This is a genomic window from Algoriphagus ratkowskyi, from assembly GCF_002150505.1.
Taxonomy (GTDB): domain Bacteria; phylum Bacteroidota; class Bacteroidia; order Cytophagales; family Cyclobacteriaceae; genus Algoriphagus; species Algoriphagus ratkowskyi.
Genome location: NZ_MSSV01000002.1, coordinates 399,391 through 415,216 on the forward strand (window position 1 = coordinate 399,391; position 15,826 = coordinate 415,216).

Here is a 15,826-nt window from a genome sequence, read left to right on the forward strand (position 1 = left end):
TATCAAACGATACCAGAGATCAAAATATAATAATGGAAAGACACTTCGAAAATAGCATCCCCATTCTATGCATCGAGCAGGATTGCATTCTTTCCAAGCAGGGAGATATTACTGTGGCCTATAAAGCAGAGCTACCTGAGATTTTCACTTTAAGTGATCGGGAGTATGAATCCTTCCATCAAGTCTGGATAAAAGCCATCAAATCACTTCCTCAACATAGTATCTTCCACAAACAGGATTGGTTTATAAACAGTCAGCATCAGGCTGATTTTACCAAACCTAACCAAAGTTTCCTGCACCATAGCAGTGAACTGTTTTTCCATGAGCGTCCCTTTTTGGATCATAGCTGCTATTTATTCTTAACATTAAAACCAAAGAACAGGAAGGTATCCAGCAGCTTGTTTTCAACCCTGCTACGCTCCCATCTTATTCCAGAAGAATTACTACTGGCTGACACCCTGCTAAACTTTATGGATGCATGCGGACAATTCGAGAGGATCCTCACAGATAGCGGATTTGTGCAACTGGAGAGGCTAAAAGAAGAATCCATACTCAGCAGCGAAACCCAAAAAGGAATCATTGAAAAATACTGCAGCCTTTCGGAAACCAAGGAGCCTATTTGGCTTCAGGACATCAGCTTCAAGCCCAACCTCAGCATCGGCAACAAGCATTGCAGACTCTTCACCCTTTCCAATTCAGACGAGCTTCCAGCCCTTTGCGGAAGCCGAATCAACTACGACAAATTCAGCACCGACACCACCAAATTTAGTGTGGGATTTGCTTCGTCTCTGGGGCAATTGCTTAACTGCAATCACCTTTACAACCAGTATATCTTTTTAGATGATGCGCAACAATCCCTAAAAAAACTGGAATCCAAGCGACTTCGTCTCCAGTCGCTTGCTAATTACAGTAGGGAAAATGCCATTTCGAGGGATGCCACAAATGACTTCTTAAACGAAGCCATATCCGAACAACGTCTTCCTGTAAAGTCACATTTCAATATTCTGGCTTGGACAGAGGACCTTACACAGCTTCCAGAAATCAAGAAGCAAATAGGGGCTGCACTTTCTCAGCTTGAAGCTACCGCAAAGGAAGAAACTGTGGGAGCTCCACAAATCTTCTGGGCAGGAATCCCAGGGAACAGCGCTGACTTCCCCATGAATGACACTTTCGACACCTTTGTTGAACAAGCCACTTGCTTCCTGAATTTAGAGACGAGCTACCGAAGCTCCCTTAGTCCTTTCGGAATAAGATTGGGTGACAGGCTCACAGGTAAGCCTATACATGTAGATCTCTCCGATGAACCAGTAAAACGAGGCATCTGTACCAACCGCAACAAGTTTATACTCGGGCCCAGTGGTAGTGGTAAATCCTTTTTCACCAACCATCTAATTCGTAGCTATTACGAGCAAGGAACTCATGTGGTATTGGTAGATGTGGGGCATTCCTACAAAGGTCTCTGCGATATGGTCGGCGGATATTATTTCACCTACGATGAGCAAAACCCCATCCGCTTCAACCCTTTTTACATCGCTGAAGGAGATCAGCTGGATACTGAAAAGAAAGAAAGCATTAAAACTATGTTGCTTGCTCTCTGGAAAAAAGATAATGAAACCTTCACACGAAGTGAGTATGTAGCCCTTTCCAATGCGCTAAAAGGCTACTATGAAAAACTGGCTTCCGACCCTTCCCTATTCGCAAGCTTCAACACTTTTTATGATTACGTAAAAACAGACTTTCTACCCCTACTCAAGACTGACAAAGTCAAGGTAAAAGATTTCGATATCAGTAATTTCCTATACGTGCTCCGTCCCTATTATAAAGGTGGAGAATTTGATTACCTCTTGAATGCCACTGAAAATCTGGACTTGCTTCAGGAGCGCTTTATCGTCTTTGAACTGGACAACATCAAAGACCATCCCATCCTATTCCCAGTGGTGACTATTATCATCATGGAAGTCTTCATCAACAAAATGCGTAAGCTGAAAGGCATCCGCAAATTGATCTTGATCGAGGAAGCATGGAAAGCCATCGCCAAGGAAGGCATGGCAGAATACATCAAATACCTTTTTAAGACGGTACGGAAATTCTTCGGGGAGGCCATCGTGGTTACCCAGGAAGTCGAGGACATCATCAGTTCCCCGGTAGTCAAGCAGGCCATCATCAACAACAGTGACTGTAAGATCCTACTGGACCAGTCCAAATACCAAAACAAATTTGACCAGATCCAAGAACTCTTGGGACTGACCGATAAGGAACGAGCTATGGTGCTTTCTGTCAACAAAGCAAATGACCCGAAACGCAAGTATAAAGAAGTCTTTATCAGTTTGGGAGGCATGCTTTCCAAAGTTTATCGCACCGAAGTTTCGCAGGAGGAGTATTTGGCTTATACCACCGAAGAGACGGAGAAAATTAAGGTAATGGATTATGCCCAGCGTTTTGGCTCCATCCAAAAAGGAATAGCGGCACTTACAGCAGAACAATTTTAATCCAACACACCATGAAAAACGCTCTCAAAAAAACCCAGCGAACCATCCTCCTTACCCTGCTTTGTGTTGCATTCACCTTACCGCCGCAGCGAACAGAGGCAGAAGTACCATTAGCCATTTTAGAAATTATAAAAGCCGGCGTAACAAAGGTAATTGTCGCCATGGATCTAAAAATCCAACGCCAGCAGAATAAAGTTATTTGGCTTCAAAATGCTCAAAAGGTATTAGAGAATACGATGTCCAAGCTCAAGTTAGATGAAATCTCCAACTGGACAGAAAAGCAGCGAACTCTTTATCAAACCTATTTCGACGAACTCCATCAGGTTAAATCAGCGATTTCTACTTTCCAGCGTGTTCGGGACATTACCCAAACGCAGACTCGGATTGTGTCTGAGTACAAAAAAGTCTGGGCAGTTATACAGCAAGACTCCCACTTCACCACAATTGAAAAAGAATACATGGCCAAGGTTTATTCCGGACTGTTGGGAGCAACAGTGGAAAACCTCGATCAGCTTACACTTTTGGTCAAATCCTTCACACTGAAAATGACTGATGGAGAACGTTTGGAATTGTTGAATGAGACAGCTAAGCGGGTGGATCAAAACTATCAGGATCTACTCTCCTTCAATCGAAGTAATGGCTTACTCAGCATGCAACGATCCAAGAATTCACAGGAGTTGATACTTCTCAAAAATCTTTACGGAATCACGAACTAAGCTCCCTCCTGCTATGAAAAAGCTCATTATCCTCTTATACCTCATCACCACAGCTTTGCCACTTTCTGCCCAAAACTTCGAAGAATGGTTTAATCAGAAAGAAACCAAGAAGAGGTATCTAACCGAACAGATTGCTGCCCTGCAAGCATACGGCACTGTGATTAAAAAAGGCTATGAAGTTACTCAGCAGGGATTAGGAATGATACAGATGATCAAAACTGGAGATTTCTCCCAGCATGAAGACCATTTCCTATCCTTTCTCACTATAAACCCACAAGTAAAGAGCCATTCAGATACCCGGCAAATCATTGCACTCGCTTCACGTATTCAACAGCTTTCAACACAAACCCAACAGCAACTTAAATCAAGCAAACAGCTCAGCCAATCCGAAGAAGCGGTGGTCGCACACATCTTTTCAAACATCAAGATAAACTCTGCCGCATTACTCCATGAGGCACAGTTGCTTTTGCAAAATGACGCACTGAGTTTCTCCGATTCCCAGCGCATCCAACGATTGAAACAACTGCAAATTCAGATGCAGGAAATCCATGGATTTACAGTTCGGATGGGACAGGAGTTTCTGCAGCTGGCAATGCAACGAGAACAGGAATTTCTTGAAATCACCCAATCTAGACGCTACCATAACCTAGACTAAATCAAACTTTAAAAGCTTATGAAAAAGTTACGATTCATATTACTCCCCATCTTCTTCGCCATGAGTCTCCATACTGCATCGGCACAGGCAGACGAATCGGCTCAGCTACTGCTTAACGTAACCAAGCTTTCCCAGCTAAAGCAGATCTTGACACATCTTGAAAAAGGCTATACTACCCTCAGATCAGGCTATACTCAGATTTCTACTATCGCTTCGGGAAATTTCACCCTGCATGAAGCATTTTTAGATGGTTTACTGCAAATCAACCCAACAGTAAAGAATTACCACAAAGTTGCTGAAATAATCTCCTTCCAGATGAAGCTGGTCAAAGATTATAAATCAGCCTTTACTAAGTTTAAAACCTCGGGTCAGTTTACTGCAAATGAAATATCCTACCTGTCAAAAGTATATGGAAACCTCTTTCAAAGTAGTCTGCAACAGCTTGATGAATTGACACTTGTTTTAGCAACAGGAACATTAAGAATGACTGATGAAGAGCGACTAACAGCCATCGATCAAATACATATCGACATACAAGAAAAACTCCATTTTCTGACTGCATTCAATCAGGAGACGACAGTAATGGCTATTCAACGCTCCCTTGAAGCACAAGAAGTCACCGAAATGCAAATGCTTTATAACCTCATAAGGTAACTATCAGCACTATGAAATCTCGCATAAAAATTATTGTTTTTACATTCCTTTCCCTACTACTCCCAATTGCAAGTCAGGCTCAGGACAACAGTATCAGAGGATTGCATGGTGTATTGGATGAGCTCTATCAAGAAATGATGCCATTATGCAGTCAACTGATCAGCGTAGCGCAAGGCTTGGCTGCATTCGGGGCTATCTGGTACATCGCCATTCGAGTTTGGCGATCCATTGCAAATGCAGAACCCATCGATTTTTATCCATTGTTCAGACCATTTGTGATCGGCTTCTGTATTATGATTTTTCCCTCAGTTTTAGCGATGATCAACGGAATCATGCAGCCTACTGTTTCTGCCACTACTGCCATGGTGGACAATTCCAATGTTGCCATTGAGCGATTACTTGAACGAAAAGCTCAGGCAATCAAAGCTGGAAACCTAGGTCAAATGTTCGGCGGTGCTCAAGAAAGTGGTGATTTCGATAAATGGCTGAAATATACCCAAGGCTTACCCGAGGAAAGTGTAACTCCAGAATTAGGGTTTTGGGAGAATATTAGCGAAGGATTTGCATTTGCAGGAGCCAAACTATCCTTTGTATTTAAAAATCACGTTAAGGAAATACTGGCGAATGTCCTAGAGATCCTCTTTGAAGCAGCGGCACTCTGCATCAATACACTGCGAACTTTTCAGCTGATTGTACTTTCCATTCTTGGCCCTTTAGTTTTCGGCCTTTCAGTATTTGACGGATTTCAACATACCCTCACCGTCTGGCTCGCCAGATACATAAATATCTACTTGTGGCTTCCTGTAGCAAATATTTTCGGCGCAATCATCGGAACCATTCAGGAAAAAATGCTTCTACTCGACATCGGTCAGATCGACAGCACTGGAGATACCATGTTTACTTCTACCGATACTGGATACTTAATATTTCTGATCATCGGGATCATCGGCTATTTCTCGGTCCCTTCCGTGGCAAACTACATTGTCCATGCTGCTTCAGGTGGAGCACTTCCGCATAAAGCCTCTGCCTTCTTTACCCAAGCTGCTATGGGCACAGCCTCTATGGCAGGAAGTGCAGCAGGAATGGCAACAAAAGGATCGAGTATGTCTGCAGATTCCTATGGAGATAAAGCCGGAGGAATGAGACAGTCCATGGCCAACCATGGCACTTCTTCTGGATATTTTAAAGACGGTGTTGATTATCAGTCAGGTAAACTCAAAGGCAACTCCTAATTCAATAGCATATGTTCACGAAACCAAAAAATATCGATACCGCTTTCCGACAAATTCGACTTTTTACCCTAGTGGTGATTATCGGCTGTCTATTCTTTTCTGGGTTGACCTTATACAAAAGCCAACAGCTGGCAGCATCCCTTCAGCAAAAGATATATATCCTTTCGAATGGAAAAGTGCTCGAAGCTTTAGCTACAGACAGACGGGATAATATCATCGTCGAAGCAAAAGACCACATTGCGACCTTCCATCGATATTTCTTTACCCTTGATCCTGATGAAAAAGCCATCACCTCAACAACGACCAAAGCACTCTACCTGGCGGATGCTTCTGCCAAGCGCCAGTACGATAATCTAACCGAAAGCAATTACTACTCAAACATCATTGCTGGAAATATAAGTCAAGAGATCAGCATGGACAGTGTGTCCATTGATGTGCAGCAAAACCCATTTTATTTTCGATACTACGGCAGACAGCAATTGACCCGCACAGGATCCATTGTCACCCGAAAACTGATCACCGAAGGATATCTCCGTCAGGTCTCCCGCAGTGAAAACAATCCCCACGGTTTTTTGATCGAAAGTTGGAAGACCATGGAAAATACTGACATCAACGTCCAAAACCGGTAGACATGAACTCAAAGCCTGTAAACCATACTAATCCATTTCGAGCAGTCCGTGAATTTGGGGTATCCAAAGCCCTAAAATTTGCGACACTGCTTCAGCACAAATCTGAACAGCTTAGCAAATCCGCTAAATACGGAGGACTCCTAGTATTTCTGATAATCGCACTGAGTGCAAATACTACTCAAATGTTCTACTCAACTGCTCCAACAAAACTGCATCAGAAGCCAGCAGATATTCTTTTACCATACATCTCCGATCAAGACACTCTGGCCGACAGCCTTATTCTCAATCAATCTAACATTCAAACCAATAACAGACATGACTAATACAATAAGCCAAAAAACACAGCAAAAGAGAAAATTACTCATGATGCTTCCAGTACTTACCCTTCCCTTTTTAACGCTCTCCTTTTGGGCTATGGGAGGTGGATCTGGAATAAGCAGTGATCCAACGCAAACCCAGCAACTCGGAATCAATTTAGAATTGCCAGGCGTGGTAGAAAGTAAGAACAAAGAGCTGGACAAACTGGGACATTATCAAAAGTCGCAATCTGACTCTGCCAGATTCCTACAGCAGGTGAAAAATGATCCCTATTATCGGATGGCATTCAATCCTGATCCTATTCTAGGCGACAAAGACCCAATTCCTGATTCCGAAATAGCAATCTATGGCAATACGCCCATACTGGATTTCCAGGATCCCAATGAGCAGCTGGTCATGGAAAAACTGGAAGCACTTAACAGAACGCTTTCCGAAGAGCCTAAATCTGAAGTTCAGCTTTCAAAAGTGGACAGTTACTCCCTAAATCAAACAGCGACATCGCCTGATTTAAGTTCTGACTTGGACAGGCTAGATCTCATGATGCAACAAATGCAAGCAGGCAATGAACAAGCAGATCCCGAAATGGAACAAATGAGCGAGCTGCTTGAACAGATCCTTGATATTCAACATCCCGAGCGGGTGCAGGCAAGAATCTGGGAAGCACAAAATATAAAGCAATCCCAAGCTTTCCCTGTATCTAAAGCAAGTGACAATCGCGCAATTTCCAGTTTGGAAACAACTGATGAAATGGCTCCGACATCTGTAAATACTGCTTCCTCCAATGGGTTTTATGGATTGGAGAATAGTGACTTTCCAAACAGCTCCGCAAATACCATCAAAGCTGTAGTCCATGAAACACAAACGCTCATGTCGGGGGCAACTGTCAAACTCAGGCTCACCGAAGACGCAAGTATAAATGGGTTGATTCTCCCAAAAGATCTGCTGATTTTTGGAACAGCATCACTGAATGGAGAACGCCTGATTATAGACATCACCCACATACGAGTTAATGATCAGCTATTGCCCGTTGCTTTGGCTGTTCACGATGCAGATGGCATGGCAGGAATTTACATTCCTGGTTCTATTTCGAGAGAAGTTGCTACTCAATCAGGTGATCGAGCAATTCAGGGGTTTGGGATCAGCACATTTGATACTTCTTTGGAAGCACAGGCGGCCAGTGCGGGAATTGAAACCGCTAAAAGCTTTTTGGGAAAAAAGATAAAACAGGTCAGCGTGACAGTCAAAGCGGGCTACCAGGTATGGCTAAACGATGAAAATCAAAAAAATTCTTTTTAACTAAAATTATTGATCCTATGAATAGTATTCAAATAAAACCTTGGGGATTTGTACTTGGAATAACAATCATGCTTTCAATGGTAAGTTCTATCTCTGTGCTCGCGCAAGTAAAGTTGCATTTCACAACCGAATCTATCGCTTCTACTCCAATAGAAATTAGCGAAAGGTTGACCACTAATTTGATCTTTCCACAGCCCATAAAAAGCGTGGATAGAGGTTCTAGAAGCATTTTAGTCCAGCGAGCAAGCGAAGCAGAAAACATCCTTCAGGTCAAATCAGAAAACACAGAATTGCAAATTAGTAACCTGACTGTAATTACTGATGATGGACAGTTTTACTCCTTTGCAGTGAGCTACGCCAAGGCACCTGAACAACTTAACCTGAATATTCTACCAAAAACAACTAGCCAATTAGCGGAATTTCCAGTGGGCCAAATTAGCGAAGCTGAGGTACGAGAAATAGCTAAAAAGGTATCAGTCAAAAACAGGAGAATCAAGCCAATCAGACAAAGAAAATATATGACTGGCGTCAGTTTGATAGGTATCTACATCGCACAAGATCTACTCTTCTTTCAGATCAAACTGGAAAATCAAACTAACATCAATTACGACATAGAACAGTTTAGATTTTTCATTCGGGACAATCAAAAAAGCAAGAGAACAGCTTCACAGGAACTGGAACAAATCCCTATTAAGATTCTTGGAAATATCGATCAAATTCCTGCTCAATCAACCGAGACTTTGGTAGTGGCTCTACACAAATTCACTATTCCAGATCAAAAGCATCTGGGAATTGAATTGATGGAGCATAATGGAGGTAGGCATCTCAATATCAAAGTAAAAAATCACAACATCATCAATGCTGTTATGGTGGATTAATATCCATGACCCAGCTTTTAAAACACAATACTATCAGTTAACCTCAAACAACAACGATCATGAATGAGCAAAATTTTGATTATCTAAAAAACCAGGTAAAATATACTGGATTTGGGGAGGCATTGGAGCCTCAATTAAAAGAGCAAATCAGCAAAAGAGAACCCAATTTCACGCTAGACCATCAGGCAAATTTCGGAGACGATAAAGTCGATGCAAAGCTGCATTTCAGGAAATCTGAGATGACCGATATGTACTTCTTTAATAAGTATGATCTAAGTCTGACAAAATCTGGGCAAGAAGACCCTGCAATCAAGCAGACCTTTTATATCGGTAAAGACAATAACCTCACCCTGAAAGAAGGTTACAATCTCTTGGATGGGCGTGCTGTAAACAAAGACTTGGTCAACAAAGAGCAGGAAAAGTACAATGCCTGGGTACAGCTGGACTTTAAAGAAACCGACAATCAGGGAAATTTTAAGCTCAAGCAATTCCATGAGAATTACGGCTTTGATTTGAAAGAGGCAGTACAAAAGCATCAGATTAAAGAACTGAAGGATCCAGATGATCAAAGCAGACTCATGGTTTCGTTAAAAAAAGGAAATCGTCAATCCGTCACTTTTATCAGTGAAGGAAATGAGCAGAAGCGGTTCGTTGAAGCTAACCCTCAGTTCAAAAATGTGAACATATACGATTCAAATCAGATGCGGACCTCAGAAACTCAGCGAGAGGGAAAAAGTGAATCTCAAAGCAATTCCCAAAAGAAGGAAGTAAAAGAAGAAGCTGAAAACAGTCCCGCTAAAAAGCCAAGAAAACGTAAAAGTGCAGGAATAGCAGGTTGATTAACACCCAAAAACAATGGAGCGCCTAAAACAAGCACTGGAGGAATTTATGGCAGGGATAGAGCAAGATCCCAGAATATGCCTGTCCCATATTGGGGTTTTCTCCGTGCTGCTTCATTCACGAGAAGAACATGGAGGAGTAGAGCCTTTTCCCATTCACAGGGAACAAATCATGAAGACAGCCAAGATTTCAAGCACTGCAACCTACTTCAAGATTATCCGACAACTTCATGAATACGGCTACATTTTCTACCAACCCACCTTCAACCGAATGAGTCAGAGTAAGGTTGGGATTAGCCGAAATGTACAAACAGATAATCACAAAGTGAATTAACTAACAGCCCATGGAAACTATCACAAAAGAAGACTTGGATACTTTACGGTTTCAACTGTTTGCAGACCTTAAGAATTTACTGGAACAATCTAAAAAAACAAAAACCGAAGAAAAGGAATGGCTGCGAAGTAAAGATGTGAAAAAATTGCTGAGCATATCTGATGCCGCCTTACAGAATCTACGAATTCGCGGGCTGGTACATCCAGTTAAAATCTCAGGGCTCTATTACTATAAATCAGAAGAATTGAAATCACTCTTCAAGCAATAAATTAACTTATCATGACAACTCCTGGAATGGAATATTATGTGGAAAGAATAGTGAAAGAAAAAGGCCTTCCACCAAGCCGGGTATCTGTATTTTTAGCTATGCTGCAACTCTGGAAAGAACAAAAACGCTGCAATCCCTTCCAAGTATCCCGACGCAGAATCATGAAACTTTCAGGCATCAAAAGCATAGTAACCTATCACACTTGCATCTGTGAGCTTCGGAATCGGGGTTTTGTTGAGTATAAGCCGTCTTATCATCCTAAGCTGGGGAGTCAAGTGAGGTTGACTTGAATTTGACATAGCATTTTAAAGCTAGAATTAATTAGAAATTTTACAATCCTACATTCAAAACTCTTGCTGGATAATGCATTTTCAACATGTAGCATTTCAATACTGAAAAACTGTTATTTAGAAAGTATAGCGGCAGCACCCTAATCCCCAACACCCTCCAAATAACTCTCCACTTGCTCATTCCCTTTTTCTTTCAAATCATCCATAGGAATGAGTTCTTTGATCTCTTTTTTGATTTTCTTGAAGGAACCGATCTCAAAGTCGATTTTCAGCTGAACCCTGCTTTTGTGCAAACTGGATTTTTTATCAAAAAATGGATCAACGGAGCCTATCACCACCGAGCGGATGGTCTTGCCCATCGGGATGGTTCTGCCGATAGCAAAGTTGGAAGCCCAAGCTTTTCCTGTAAAATCCCTGGACTCATATCCAGCCGGGTTGGTGATGGTCACCTGATTGCGGTTTACAATACCCTGTGCAAACCAATTCCCTTTGCTGAAGCGCAAACCGGAATACATGCCCATACCTTCTCTTCTCAGTTTTTCCTGATCGTCAAACTGCTTTTTCCAGGTAACTCCTCCCATCAGGGAGAACTGCTGGGAGAAGGAATAAAATAGTCCTGCGTCCAATAAGAGTCCTTCGCCGAAGGAAGTCAGTGGATCATACCATAGATTCATTCCTATTCGGTGAAAAAAAAGCTCTCCTTTAAGTTGGTTGGTTTCAAAAAAGGCTTCCTTTTTCTTTTTTAGGTCAGAAGAAATACTCTTCACATTACCCAACGAATCAATTTTCAGTTTGGAGAAAACCTTACCTGCCTTTTGAAGGTATTCTTCACTGATATGTCCAGCCTTCTCGGTTGCAAGTTCTTTGGCTTGATCAAAAGGCACTTCAGAGGGCAATCCATTTTTGGTCAGTTCTGCCAGGGCATCCTTACCATAAAAGTCCGGGAGTTCCGCACTTCTGGGGTCAAACCCTTCTTTCACCACTCCTGTAAGCTGTTCTTCAACTTTTGGCATCAACCATTCATTGGTCAGTGCCTTGAGGTTTTCATTGTTCTCGTCCACCAGGGATTCCAGTTCTCCAATTTGGTTGATTTTCTCCAGTCTTGCTTTGGAATCATTCACCCGCTCCAGTGTGTTTTTTGCGGCATTTTTGATTTCTTCCCCGGGGATATCATCACTCTGGATCAAGCTTTCCAGCGTTTTACTTTCCTGTTCCAGCACTGCTTTGCTCCTTTCCTTCGCCAGGGTAAAGAGGCTGTCACGCTGGGTGCTGTCAGCTGTAAGTTCCTTGAGGTCTTCCAGTTCTTTCCGAAGCGAATCATAGGATTTCTTCAGTGACTGGATCTGCTTGAGTTCTTCCAGGTAAGGGATTTCTGGTTTGATGGATAGAGCATAAAGAGAATTTGAAATCGAAGGCTTAGGAAGCTTTGAATTCAAGCTGCTAGGCAAGTTTTGAGCTTTCAAAAAATAGGATGATAGCATCAAACAACTAATAAAAATGAACTCTTTTTTCATAACAGATTTGTCAAACCAAATACATTTACACACTTCATTTAAAAGTTATTTACCTGATAGTTTATATCCTCTTTTCACTTTTTGAATTTTAAATTCTACTATATAGAAAGGTGTAGATACAATCTACACTTAGTCCAAACCATGTTTTATCTACACACAGAGTGGATTTCTTCGCGAATAACTATTTTATTAAATCTAATATTACTACCCTTTCCATAAAAGTCAACTTGATATATATTTTATTATAATCAACTCCTGTTCTCTTAGATATTCATAAATACCTTACTTTCTAGTACTTATAGCTTTCGGTAACGAGTTCTTAATTGTATTCTCTCTACTAATATAGTCCCTCTATAAGCTCCCATGTGTCCAAATTGATCTTTATCGAATATACCGTATACTGAGACATATTTACCATCTAGTTTTTTGAGTTCTTGATCACTTTCATAACCTTTTGCAAACCTCACCCAAAATGCTTCTGTAGAGACTGCATATTCTGCACTTTGTTTTGATAGGTATATAGCACTATTTTCATGCTCATAAATAAGAATTCCAGAAAAAAGAATTTTCTTACTATTAAATTCATCCGGCTTTACTAAAACTTCAATCATCGATACGTTTCCAGCATCTCGAAGTCTTTTAGCTTGGGAGAAGCAGTCTTTTGGAAAGAAAATAAAGAAAAGAATTACATATATATATTTCTGCATGATCATTATTTTATGTTTATAAACTTGCTCAACGGAAAAGTGGCAAGAACTTTTACCCCATTATAAATGGATACCCTTTGTCCGCCGCTTGATGCTGGACCAGTTCCCAGCACATAGTTATTTCCAATGACAGCACCAGAACCTGAGTTTGTACTAGCTGCGTTAAAATCGTCAGGTGATGGTGATTGACCAAATCCCCTAGAAGCACCTCCAATTGAGTTTGCTCCAGGTGTAGAATTTATAGCAGGGTGAGTATGAAAATTGCCCTCAACATCTACAATCGTACCATTGTCACCACTAAATACGTTAACCATTGCTTTATTATCATCTAATGTAACCGCACTTCCAGGCTCAGCGTGATTTACAACATATGTGCCGTCTGATTTTTTTCCAAAAATTCCGCCTTCTTCGTGAGCACCTCCTTTTGAATCTGCAATAAATCCTGCTTCACCCGACATAGAAGCATTTGTCGGTTGCAAGGATCTAGAAACCGCTTTCCCCATTTCGCTTCTCACTGAGAAATTAGGTAGTTCAACACCAGAGTTCACCTGGCTTAAAGAAGTGGTTCCTCCTGCCTTATCTGTAGCACTGATTTGCTTAGCTTCTTTTTTACACACTACTACTACCAAACGACCATCATTATTACCATCTGTTCCTAAACGTTTCCCACTCTCATTATAATAGTCTATAGGTGCCATCCCATCCGGGTCAACAAACCTTATCGGATTATCAAATGCATAATTGTATGGAGAATGACTTCGCATCTGCTCTGCCAAGGGATCCACAACACTCCACCTCCCTATCACCGGATCATACATCCTCGCACCGTAGTCATACAGTTCTATTCCAAGGTGGTCGATTGCTTCCTTACCGTTATAAAGATAAGGATTCACCATGATGCCGCCGTATTGATAGCCCAATTCTTTGATCTCCATGCCCCATGGATCATAATGGGTTTCCTGTACAATAATGGGTCCTGTGCTCATCACTCGGAACTGATCAAACCAGACGTTTTCAGCCGTTTCATTGACAAGGTAAGTTTCGATGTACCCATCTTTTTTTATGGCTATCTTCTCAATTAGTTCTTCGTGCTTGTTGCGGGCTTTTTTGGAGAGGATTACCTGCCCGCAGCCTGGCTCCTCGCTAAAACAGTCTACTGGACTGTTTCTTTTCGCTCAGCCCTCTTGTCCATATTAGGTGGAATCTGAATCATACAGAGCATACCCCATGTAGGCTTCGGGCACCGGTTTCTGTTGGAGCTCTGTAATCACCAAAGCAATCACATTCGCGATGGCAATTTCATTAGGAGCGGCGGCAAGATTTTGAAAGTACTGGCCCAAGGTGCGGATGAGCATGCGATCCATTCCAGTTCGGGCAAAGGTGGCGGGGACCCCTCAGAAGTCGTCATCGAGGACAAGACAGCGGTAGAACAGCTCAGGCTTATCCAGCAGCTCGAAGACGAGGACAGACAGACTATCTTCAAGCTGATCGACAAGATGCTGACCAACAAAAAATTCAAAGACTTCTTCTAGAAAAATGTCGCTGCGCTGTAAAGTAAAAAGCCCGGCACTGCCGGGCTTAAACTTTGTTATTTAAATTACTTACTTCGACTATTGAAAATATTCGATTTCAATAAATTTTTTTCCGCTTTCTTCGTAAAAATCAAAGAGAATCCTTTCTTTTAAGTCATTACTTACTAGGCTAAAAATACCTCCTGAATCATCGTCAAAATTGAAATTGAAATTGAAATAGGCAATGGAATTAATGACTATACCACCACAATCACGAGATAAGGAGGTTAGTAGATAAATACTGTCTTCCGATTTGAACTTTTCATTTACTGTATTTATTAGCCCCGCTTTATCTTCAAATGGAAGAACAGTCTTAAATACTTCTTTAAGGGTAGAAATTTTTTCAAGTATTCTATCCGTCTCAACTATAGACAATAAACACCTTTCACTATCAGTAGTGAACTTTTCAATCGTGTTTAAATAGCTTTGAAGAGATTGCTTTCCAAACAATCTTCGTTTTTTTTGATCAAGCGTCTCCTCTAACATCTTAATTATTATAGTTTACTTTTGATTTATTATTATCCAGTTTTGGTCTGCCATAATTGTTCATCCTTACCTTACTATTGTCTGTTTTTACCTGTCCGGCTTCCCAGTGAGGCTGTCCTTGGTGACTTCTATCCAATGTTTGTTGTTGAACAGATTTTGTCTGAGTTCCACCTCCTTTTCCTGGTACTTCATATGTATATTCTCTTCCTGAACTATTTCTAGATTGGGATTTTGGTTGCTGACTAGTAGGAATTCCAGCATCTCGCATTGCTTCTCTTCTGGCAGCTCTTGAAGTGGATGATACTTTATCACCTGATCTGACAGCATCAATCGCATTATTGATGATCTTGAGGTCTTTTCCGATTTTCCCTACTTTGGCGACATCACCTATATATGGTATTATTCCAGCAGTGCTGATTGCAGCACCCAGCCAATCGCCGTTCTTTGCCTGCAGTCCAGCATTTAGTCCATCAGCAACACCTGTTGGATCAAGCACCCCAACGAGATCCAATCCCGCGCTGAGGATGTCATCACCCTGTAATGAATAATTGCCTCCCAGATCTCCGACAAGTCCACCCGCATTGACGTCTATATCTATCAGATCAGTTATGATGGTAACGCTGGAATTATTCTCTCCATGGATACGGATATCCAACATCCCATCAGGATCTATCCTTGACAAGGGATTATTCTGCACAAAATTGTAAGGTGACATCCAAGAACGTTCCTCTGCCAACGGATCGACAACACTCCACCTCCCTATCACCGGATCATACATCCTCGCACCGTAGTCATACAGTTCTATTCCAAGGTGGTCGATTGCTTCCTTACCGTTATAAAGATAGGGATTCACTTTTATGTCTCCGTACTGATAGCCCAATTCTTTGATCTCCATGCCCCATGGATCATAATGAGTCTCTTGGACAATTATGGGTCCTGTGCTCATCACT

At 41.6% G+C, this 15,826-nt stretch carries 18 protein-coding genes; 13 read left to right on the forward strand and 5 right to left on the reverse strand.

Annotated elements, in window-relative coordinates:
• The first annotated feature begins 32 nt into the window (after window positions 1-32).
• From BVH02_RS03420 to BVH02_RS03475, 12 genes are read left to right on the forward strand one after another with little or no spacing between them, the layout of a single operon-like run.
• A complete protein-coding gene (locus BVH02_RS03420) occupies window positions 33-2,489 on the forward strand; it encodes a TraG family conjugative transposon ATPase (protein WP_086498899.1) in 2,457 nt (818 codons plus the stop codon).
• Between the two features lie 11 nt (window positions 2,490-2,500).
• A complete protein-coding gene (locus BVH02_RS03425; RefSeq protein WP_086498902.1) occupies window positions 2,501-3,205 on the forward strand; it encodes a conjugal transfer protein TraI in 705 nt (234 codons plus the stop codon).
• A 13-nt stretch (window positions 3,206-3,218) separates the two neighbouring features.
• Window positions 3,219-3,860 (forward strand): hypothetical protein, encoded by a 642-nt coding sequence (locus tag BVH02_RS03430; protein WP_086498904.1) that lies wholly within the window; start codon window positions 3,219-3,221, stop codon window positions 3,858-3,860.
• 18 nt (window positions 3,861-3,878) lie between these two features.
• Window positions 3,879-4,514: a hypothetical protein gene (locus tag BVH02_RS03435; protein WP_086498905.1), complete on the forward strand. Its 636-nt coding sequence runs from the start codon at window positions 3,879-3,881 to the stop codon at window positions 4,512-4,514.
• Between the two features lie 11 nt (window positions 4,515-4,525).
• On the forward strand, window positions 4,526-5,746 hold the full coding sequence (gene traJ / locus BVH02_RS03440) for a conjugative transposon protein TraJ (protein ID WP_086498909.1): 1,221 nt from the start codon (window positions 4,526-4,528) through the stop codon (window positions 5,744-5,746).
• 11 nt (window positions 5,747-5,757) lie between these two features.
• Entirely contained in the window at window positions 5,758-6,375 is a 618-nt protein-coding gene (traK, locus tag BVH02_RS03445; RefSeq protein WP_086498911.1) for a conjugative transposon protein TraK, read from the forward strand.
• 2 nt (window positions 6,376-6,377) lie between these two features.
• Window positions 6,378-6,698 carry a hypothetical protein gene (locus BVH02_RS03450; protein WP_086498913.1) on the forward strand — a complete coding sequence of 107 codons (321 nt, stop codon included), beginning with the start codon at window positions 6,378-6,380 and terminating at the stop codon, window positions 6,696-6,698.
• On the forward strand, window positions 6,691-7,989 hold the full coding sequence (traM, locus tag BVH02_RS03455; RefSeq protein WP_086498916.1) for a conjugative transposon protein TraM: 1,299 nt from the start codon (window positions 6,691-6,693) through the stop codon (window positions 7,987-7,989). Before BVH02_RS03450 ends, traM begins: the two co-directional genes overlap by 8 nt.
• Before the next feature lie 17 nt (window positions 7,990-8,006).
• Window positions 8,007-8,867 (forward strand): conjugative transposon protein TraN, encoded by an 861-nt coding sequence (gene traN / locus BVH02_RS03460; protein ID WP_086498918.1) that lies wholly within the window; start codon window positions 8,007-8,009, stop codon window positions 8,865-8,867.
• Between the two features lie 59 nt (window positions 8,868-8,926).
• Window positions 8,927-9,706, forward strand: coding sequence for a hypothetical protein (locus BVH02_RS03465; protein ID WP_086498920.1), 780 nt, complete (start codon window positions 8,927-8,929; stop codon window positions 9,704-9,706).
• A gap of 16 nt (window positions 9,707-9,722) precedes the next feature.
• Window positions 9,723-10,040 carry a hypothetical protein gene (locus tag BVH02_RS03470; protein WP_086498922.1) on the forward strand — a complete coding sequence of 106 codons (318 nt, stop codon included), beginning with the start codon at window positions 9,723-9,725 and terminating at the stop codon, window positions 10,038-10,040.
• A gap of 10 nt (window positions 10,041-10,050) precedes the next feature.
• Window positions 10,051-10,308 carry a helix-turn-helix domain-containing protein gene (locus BVH02_RS03475; RefSeq protein WP_086498925.1) on the forward strand — a complete coding sequence of 86 codons (258 nt, stop codon included), beginning with the start codon at window positions 10,051-10,053 and terminating at the stop codon, window positions 10,306-10,308.
• 430 nt (window positions 10,309-10,738) lie between these two features.
• Here the strand turns inward: BVH02_RS03475 and BVH02_RS03485 are convergent, their stop codons facing one another.
• The 3 genes from BVH02_RS03485 to BVH02_RS03495 form a co-directional block, all read right to left on the reverse strand.
• Window positions 10,739-12,034 (reverse strand): hypothetical protein, encoded by a 1,296-nt coding sequence (locus BVH02_RS03485; protein ID WP_143244179.1) that lies wholly within the window; start codon window positions 12,032-12,034, stop codon window positions 10,739-10,741.
• 374 nt (window positions 12,035-12,408) lie between these two features.
• The gene (locus BVH02_RS03490; RefSeq protein ID WP_143244180.1) at window positions 12,409-12,819 is read right to left on the reverse strand and encodes a hypothetical protein; all 411 of its coding nucleotides are present in this window, start codon (window positions 12,817-12,819) and stop codon (window positions 12,409-12,411) included.
• Between the two features lie 5 nt (window positions 12,820-12,824).
• The gene (locus BVH02_RS03495; RefSeq protein ID WP_086498937.1) at window positions 12,825-13,805 is read right to left on the reverse strand and encodes an RHS repeat domain-containing protein; all 981 of its coding nucleotides are present in this window, start codon (window positions 13,803-13,805) and stop codon (window positions 12,825-12,827) included.
• Window positions 13,806-14,141: 336 nt separating this feature from the next.
• Between BVH02_RS03495 and BVH02_RS03500 the strand changes: the two genes are divergently transcribed.
• Complete coding sequence (locus BVH02_RS03500) at window positions 14,142-14,351, forward strand: transcriptional regulator (protein ID WP_169712828.1); 210 nt, start codon at window positions 14,142-14,144, stop codon at window positions 14,349-14,351.
• 78 nt (window positions 14,352-14,429) lie between these two features.
• On the opposite strand, the gene BVH02_RS03505 is transcribed toward BVH02_RS03500, so the two are convergent.
• The gene (locus BVH02_RS03505; protein WP_086498939.1) at window positions 14,430-14,876 is read right to left on the reverse strand and encodes a hypothetical protein; all 447 of its coding nucleotides are present in this window, start codon (window positions 14,874-14,876) and stop codon (window positions 14,430-14,432) included.
• A 1-nt stretch (window position 14,877) separates the two neighbouring features.
• On the reverse strand, window positions 14,878-15,826 hold a 949-nt coding region (locus BVH02_RS21625), incomplete at its 5' end, for an RHS repeat-associated core domain-containing protein (RefSeq protein ID WP_205635700.1).

Excerpts from the sequence above, each read along its gene's own strand:
- BVH02_RS03420 (WP_086498899.1), top strand. The coding sequence starts at position 33 with ATGGAAAGACACTTCGAAAATAGCATCCCCATTCTATGCATCGAGCAG.
- BVH02_RS03425 (WP_086498902.1), top strand. The coding sequence starts at position 2,501 with ATGAAAAACGCTCTCAAAAAAACCCAGCGAACCATCCTCCTTACCCTG.
- BVH02_RS03430 (WP_086498904.1), top strand. The coding sequence starts at position 3,219 with ATGAAAAAGCTCATTATCCTCTTATACCTCATCACCACAGCTTTGCCA.
- BVH02_RS03435 (WP_086498905.1), top strand. The coding sequence starts at position 3,879 with ATGAAAAAGTTACGATTCATATTACTCCCCATCTTCTTCGCCATGAGT.
- traJ (WP_086498909.1), top strand. The coding sequence starts at position 4,526 with ATGAAATCTCGCATAAAAATTATTGTTTTTACATTCCTTTCCCTACTA.
- traK (WP_086498911.1), top strand. The coding sequence starts at position 5,758 with ATGTTCACGAAACCAAAAAATATCGATACCGCTTTCCGACAAATTCGA.
- BVH02_RS03450 (WP_086498913.1), top strand. The coding sequence starts at position 6,378 with ATGAACTCAAAGCCTGTAAACCATACTAATCCATTTCGAGCAGTCCGT.
- traM (WP_086498916.1), top strand. The coding sequence starts at position 6,691 with ATGACTAATACAATAAGCCAAAAAACACAGCAAAAGAGAAAATTACTC.
- traN (WP_086498918.1), top strand. The coding sequence starts at position 8,007 with ATGAATAGTATTCAAATAAAACCTTGGGGATTTGTACTTGGAATAACA.
- BVH02_RS03465 (WP_086498920.1), top strand. The coding sequence starts at position 8,927 with ATGAATGAGCAAAATTTTGATTATCTAAAAAACCAGGTAAAATATACT.
- BVH02_RS03470 (WP_086498922.1), top strand. The coding sequence starts at position 9,723 with ATGGAGCGCCTAAAACAAGCACTGGAGGAATTTATGGCAGGGATAGAG.
- BVH02_RS03475 (WP_086498925.1), top strand. The coding sequence starts at position 10,051 with ATGGAAACTATCACAAAAGAAGACTTGGATACTTTACGGTTTCAACTG.
- BVH02_RS03490 (WP_143244180.1), bottom strand. The coding sequence starts at position 12,819 with ATGCAGAAATATATATATGTAATTCTTTTCTTTATTTTCTTTCCAAAA.
- BVH02_RS03495 (WP_086498937.1), bottom strand. The coding sequence starts at position 13,805 with ATGAGCACAGGACCCATTATTGTACAGGAAACCCATTATGATCCATGG.
- BVH02_RS03505 (WP_086498939.1), bottom strand. The coding sequence starts at position 14,876 with ATGTTAGAGGAGACGCTTGATCAAAAAAAACGAAGATTGTTTGGAAAG.